Raw genomic sequence first — 6,060 nt, forward strand, 5'->3', positions numbered from 1 at the left:
ACTATGAATGTAGTGTCAATCCACTACATCAGTAGTACCGTGAGGGCATGACCGATCCGCACCCGACCACCCCCGAACGAACCGCCCTGGTGATCGGCGCCGGGATCGGCGGCCTGACCGCCGCCCTCGCCCTGTACCGGCGCGGCTGGCGGGTCACCGTGCACGAGCGCGCCGCCGCGCTCGACCCGGTCGGCTCCGGCCTGAGCATCGCCCCCAACGCGCTGCGCGCCCTCGACCTGCTGGGCGTCGGCGACCCGATCCGCGCCCGGGCCGCCGCCCATGGCGAGGCCGCACTGCGCCGCCCGTCCGGCCGCCGACTCGCCCGCACCAGCACGGCCGGCTTCGCCCGCGCCTACGGCGACCCAATCGTGGTGCTGCCCCGCGCCGACCTGGTGGCCGAGCTGGCGGCGCAGCTGCCGCCCGGCGTCCTGCACACCGGCAGCACCGCCGAACTGGTCGACCCCGGCTCCGCGGACGCCCCCGCCCTGGTACGCACCGCCGACGGCACCGAGCACCGGGCCGCCCTGGTGGTGGCCGCCGACGGGCTGCGCTCGCCCACCAGGGCCCGGCTCTTCCCCGACCACCCGGGCCCCCGCTACGCCGGCTGCACCACCTGGCGCACCATCGTGCCGCGCCCGCCCGGCAGCACCCTCCCAGTCGGGGAGACCTGGGGCCGCGGCGCCCTGATCGGCGTGGTCCCGCTCGCCGAGGACCGGGTCTACCTGTACGCGGCGGCCTGGACCGCGCCGGGCGGAGCTGCTGTCGACGGCGACGAACGAGCCGAACTGCTGCGCCGGTTCGGCGACTGGCACGCCCCGCTCCCCGCCCTCCTCGCCGCCGCCGAGCCGGACCGCGTGCTGCGCCACGACGTCCACGAACTGGGCGACCCGCTGCCCGCGTACCACCGGGGTCGCACCGCACTGCTCGGCGACGCCGCGCACGCGATGACCCCGTTCCAGGGCCAGGGCGCCTGCCAGGCGATCGAGGACGCCGTGGTGCTCGCCCACCACGCCACCGACCGCTTCGACCTGCCCGCCTACTCCGCCGCCCGGCTGCCCCGCACCACCTGGGTGGCCGCCCGCTCCCGTCGGGTGGCCCGCCTGGTCGCCCTGCACACCCCGCTTGCGGTGGCCGCCCGCGACACCCTGCTGACCCTGGCCGGCAGCCTCCCGGCCCGCACCCTGGTCCGGGCCGCCGCGCCCATGCTGGACTGGCACCCGCCGACCTGGCCGGTGCCGTCCGGGGCACCTGCCGACCTAGGGGTTTGAGCGAATCGTCTCATTCGCCCCCGTCCTGCTGACACGGCCTCCCGCGGCGCGCCAGAATCGGCTGCGGACCACCGGGCTACCTGCCAGTAGGAGCTGCCGTGCAGGTGATCCGGGGTCCGGCAGTCGGCAGCCCGGTCAAGGAGGACCCGCGTGTTCAGCACCATGCAGGACGTACCGCTCACCGTCGCCCGGATGCTGGGCCACGGCGCGACCATCCACGGCCGGGCCACCGTGACCACCTGGACTGAGACCGGCCCCGAGGTGCGCAGCTTCGCCGAGGTCGGCGCCCGCGCCGCCCAGCTCGCGCACGCGCTGCGCGACGAGCTCGACCTGCGGGAGGGGAGCGTCCTCGGGACCCTGATGTGGAACAACGCCGACCACCTGGAGGCCTACCTCGCGGTGCCGGCGATGGGATCGGTGCTGCACACCCTCAACCTGCGGCTGCCCGCCGCCCAGTTGGCGTACATCATCAACCACGCCGCCGACCAGGCGATCGTGGTCAACGGCAGCGTGCTGCCGCTGCTCGCCGGGGTGCTGCCACAACTTGCCCCGACCCTCCGGCACATCGTGGTCAGCGGCCCGGGCGACCGCTCGCTGCTGGCCGGTTTCCCGGGCGCGGTGCACGACTACGAGGAACTGATCGCCGGCCGCCCCACCGACTACCCGTGGCAGGAGGAGCTGGACGAGCGCAGCGCGGCGATGATCTGCTACACCTCCGGCACCACCGGCGATCCCAAGGGCGTGGTCTACAGCCACCGTTCGCTCTACCTGCACTGCCTGCAGGTCAACTCGGCCGCCACCTTCGGCCTCACCCCGCGGGACGTGGTGCTGCCGGTGGTCCCGATGTTCCACGTCGGCGCCTGGGGGATCCCGCACGCGGCCTTCATGTCCGGGGCCGGCGTGCTGATGCCGGACCGGTTCCTGCAGCCGCAGCCGCTGGCCACCATGATCGACCGGATCCGGCCCACCGTCAGCGCCGCGGTGCCGACCATCTGGAACGGCCTGCTGGACGAGCTCGACCACCCGACGAACCGTCAGCAGCCCTACGACGTCTCCTCGTTGCGCCAGGTGGTGATCGGCGGCTCGGCCTGCCCGCCGGCCCTGATGCGCGCCTTCGAGGAGCGCCACGGCATCCGCGTGGTGCACGCCTGGGGCATGACCGAGACCTCCCCGCTGGGCACCTTCGCCCTGCCGCCGGCCGGCCTGAGCGCCGAGCAGGAGTGGGAGTACCGGATCACCCAGGGCGTCTTCCCGGCCTCCGTGCAGGCCCGCCTCACCGGCCCGAACGGCGAGCGGATGCCGCACGACGGCGCGAGCGCGGGCGAGCTGGAGGTGCGCGGCCCGTGGATCGCCGGCGCCTACCACGCCGGCCCGGACGCCGAACCCGTGCGCCCCGAGGACAAGTTCACCGAGGACGGCTGGCTGCGCACCGGCGACGTCGGCACCATCACCCTCGACGGCTTCCTCACCCTCACCGACCGGGCCAAGGACGTGATCAAGTCCGGCGGCGAGTGGATCTCCTCGGTCGAGCTGGAGAACGAGCTGATGGCCCACCCCGAGGTCGCCGAGGCCGCGGTGGTCGCGGTACCGGACGACAAGTGGGGCGAGCGCCCGCTGGCCACCGTGGTGCTGCGCCCGGACGCCCAGGTCGACCTCCCCGGCCTGCGGACCTTCCTGGCCGGCCGGATCGCCTCCTGGCAACTGCCCGAGCGCTGGGCGCTGATGTCCGCGGTGCCGAAGACCTCGGTCGGCAAGTTCGACAAGAAGGTAATTCGTGAACTGTATAGGTCCGGCCGCCTGAGCGTCATCTGGGAGGACGGCAAGGCCGGCAAGGGCGATGCGCGAGCTGAGTAGGACCCGCACAGTGCTTCGAGGCCCCGCCTTCCAGAGGGCGGGGCCTCGGCGTCCCGGCACTATTTCTTTATGTCCAGACCATTTCAATGAGTCTGGGATCGAACTTCCTGGCTCCCTTGCCGACGGGATGGACGATCACGGCCTTGACGTGCTTCATGATGACTGCCTTCTGGCGTTCGATGGGCAGCCTCTCGAAGTCGTCTGACAGATTGACGACATCCTGGGCCTGTGCCTGCTCGACGATGAACCGGCTTCGATCCCGCTTGAGCTGCTCCTGCTCGTTTTCCAGGGGCTCGAGCAGGGTGATCAGCGTCGAGGCAGTGATCTTGTTGCTCCGCCTGGCCGCCAGGTACTCGGCCCTCTCGGCCTCGATCTCGATCAGACGAGCCTCGCCGGGAAAGGAGTCGGGCATCTCCGCCTGAGGAGCGGCCAACAGTGCCGCCTGTGCGTCATGAACCAGCGTAGTGATCCACGAATCCAGCGCTTCGCCCTGGCGGCTCACCTTGCCACATCCGCCCTCGGACCTGGTCGGGCATGCGTAGGAGAATGCGCTTCTCTTGCTCCCGGGCTCGCAATTTGACCTCCGCTTCGGGACCATTCGTGCTCCGCACTCGGAGCAGCGTGCCACGCCGGTCAGCAGGTAGCGGTATCCATTGGTGTTCCCCTGGTTGCGGAATTTCTCGCTGCGCTCCGCGAGGACCTCACGTACTGCGCTCACGCGCTCCGGCGTGGTGATGGATTCCCACTCGGCAATGACGGGGTTTCCGTCCTTCCCATAATGGATCTCGCCCTTCACGGCCCGGTATCCGCAGAGACGCCAGTTGCTCAGGATCGCTTTCACGGCGGTCCGAGAGATGGGCTTGGCGCTCTTCCGCGCCGTCTTCACGTCCAGGGCCTGCCACTGCCGTGTGATCGTCGAGAGCCTCGTGCCCGCCAACAGGGCGTCATGTGCCTCGAGGATCAGCGAGGCCTCGTCCTGCTTCACGGTCACCCGGTCGTCGTTCCAACCGAACGCGCGATGGCTGCCGCCGTTCTTGCCCGCGTCGGCAAGTTCCCGGTGCTTGCGAGCGATCCGCCGAGAAGCGTCTGCCGATGCCTTGTTGGCCATCGTGACCATGACCCGGGCCATGGTCCGGCCGTCACTGGTGGACAGGTCGTAATCCTGTGTCACCGTGCCGAAGACGAGCTTCGGGCTGTCCTCGAAGATGCCGATCAGGCGCTCGAGGTCCATCGGCTGACGCATCAGCCGGTCGAGGTCGTAGGCGACCACGCCATCAAGCACGCCGGACTTCAGGTCGTTCAGCAGCCGCTCGAACTCCGGCCTGACGACGTTCTTTCTGTAGGCCGACGCGTCGTTGTCGATGTAGTCACGGACGATCTCCCAGCCCACCCGGGCGGCAGCGTAGTACGTGTAGTCCTCGCGTTGGCGGTCGATGCCCAGCTCGTCGCCGTCCTTGTCCAGACTGATCCGGGCGTATCCGCCGATCCGCTTCGTCATCGTGGCGACCTCCCCGGATCCGTGCACGTTCCACTCCGCAGAGTAGTCGCACCTCGGTGGATCACGACACTCTTTGATGAAAGTGATCCGCGCCGCCTACGCGGCCGGGGAGTTGGACGTCACGGTGCTCGGGAAGGAGTGACCGACCGGCGAGGGGGGAGCACCGGGCTCGGTGCTCCCCCCTCGTGGTGTCGTTGCTCAGCTGGCTGCCGAGACCTCGCTCAGGGAGCCGATCCGGCCGAGCAGGTCGACGATCCGGGCCTGGACGTCGGCGCTGGTGGAGCGCTCGGCGAGGAAGAGCACCGTTTCGCCGGTGCGCAGTCGGGGCAGCTCGGTCGGGTCCAGGTCCACCGAGGTGTAGACGACCAGCGGGGTGCGGTGCAGCCGGTCGTTGGCGCGCAGCCAGTCCAGCAGGCCCATCCGGCGGCGGCGGATCTGCAGCAGGTCCATCACCACCAGGTTGGGCTGCACGCTGCTCGCCTTGGAGACCGCGTCGTTCTCCGAGGCCGCGTGCTCCACGTGCATCCCGCGCCGCTCCAGGCTGCTGGTGAGCGCGGCCGCGATGTCCGGGTCGCCCTCCACCAGCAGCACCCGGGCGGCGTGGTTCTCGCTGTCCCGGGGGGCCAGCGCGCGCAGCAGCACGGCGGGGTCGGCCCCGTAGGCGGCGTCCCGGGTGGCCTGGCCCAGACCGGCGGTGACCAGGACCGGGACCCGGCTGTTCAGTGCCGCGGTGCGCAGCGACTGCAGCGCGGTGCGGGTGATCGGGCCGGTCAGCGGGTCGACGAAGAGCGCGGCCGGGTAGGCGGCGACCTGGGCGTCCACCTCCTCGCGGGAGCGGACTATCACCGGGCGGTAGCCGCGCTCCTGGAGCGCCTGCTTGGTCGACGGGTCGGGCTCGGGCCAGACCAGCAGGCGGCGCGGGCGGCCGTCCGGGGTCGGGTTGACCATGGTCGGGTAGTCCGGGTACTCCGGCACCCGCGGGGCCAGGCCGGCGCCCGCCCCGATCGAGTCGTCCTCGCCGGAGAGCCGGGGCAGGCCGCTCTCGGTGTCCCCCGAGCCGAGCTGCGCGGGGCCGGTGTTCGCGGAACCGGTGTTCGCGGGACCGGCCGCCGGGGGCAGCGCGGCCATCGGGCGCGGCGGGGTGCGCGGTTCGACCGGGACCGGCGCGGTCGGCGCAGCCGGCACCGGGAACGCGGCCGGGAAGGCGCTGGCGAACCCGGCGGGCCGGGGCGGGGCCAGCTCGCCCAGACCGCTGCCCACCGGGAGCTGCTGCGGCACCGGCGGCAGGGTCGGCGGGGTGCCTGGCATCGGCGGGGCGACCGGCACCGGCGGGACCGGCGCCGGGCGGGCCGGCTCGGCCAGGGCGAGCGCCGAGGAGGGACCGGCGGCCGGCGGCTCCTCGGCCGGGCGCACCGGCTCCAGCGCGGGCTGCGCGGCACC

4 protein-coding genes are annotated in these 6,060 nt (G+C 72.0%); 2 read left to right on the plus strand and 2 right to left on the minus strand.

Features of this window, described 5'->3' with window-relative positions; genetic code table 11:
• Positions 1-47 precede the first annotated feature (47 nt).
• Both ACQRUO_RS26065 and ACQRUO_RS26070 read left to right on the plus strand, forming a co-directional pair.
• Positions 48-1,268, plus strand: coding sequence for an FAD-dependent monooxygenase (locus tag ACQRUO_RS26065; RefSeq protein WP_428318497.1), 1,221 nt, complete (start codon positions 48-50; stop codon positions 1,266-1,268).
• 150 nt (positions 1,269-1,418) lie between these two features.
• Positions 1,419-3,122: a long-chain fatty acid--CoA ligase gene (locus ACQRUO_RS26070; RefSeq protein WP_428318498.1), complete on the plus strand. Its 1,704-nt coding sequence runs from the start codon at positions 1,419-1,421 to the stop codon at positions 3,120-3,122.
• A 67-nt stretch (positions 3,123-3,189) separates the two neighbouring features.
• On the opposite strand, the gene ACQRUO_RS26075 is transcribed toward ACQRUO_RS26070, so the two are convergent.
• Together ACQRUO_RS26075 and ACQRUO_RS26080 are read right to left on the minus strand one after the other, a co-directional pair.
• Entirely contained in the window at positions 3,190-4,620 is a 1,431-nt protein-coding gene (locus ACQRUO_RS26075) for a recombinase family protein (protein WP_428318499.1), read from the minus strand.
• 198 nt (positions 4,621-4,818) lie between these two features.
• A partial coding sequence (locus ACQRUO_RS26080) for a response regulator (protein ID WP_428318500.1) occupies positions 4,819-6,060 on the minus strand: 1,242 nt, incomplete at its 5' end.

This window comes from Kitasatospora sp. LaBMicrA B282 (genome assembly GCF_050325825.1).
Taxonomy (GTDB): Bacteria; Actinomycetota; Actinomycetes; order Streptomycetales; family Streptomycetaceae; genus Kitasatospora.

Bases quoted from the DNA above. Each gene is read 5' to 3' on its own strand.
- ACQRUO_RS26065 (WP_428318497.1), top strand. From the start codon at position 48: ATGACCGATCCGCACCCGACCACCCCCGAACGAACCGCCCTGGTGATC.
- ACQRUO_RS26075 (WP_428318499.1), bottom strand. From the start codon at position 4,620: ATGACGAAGCGGATCGGCGGATACGCCCGGATCAGTCTGGACAAGGAC.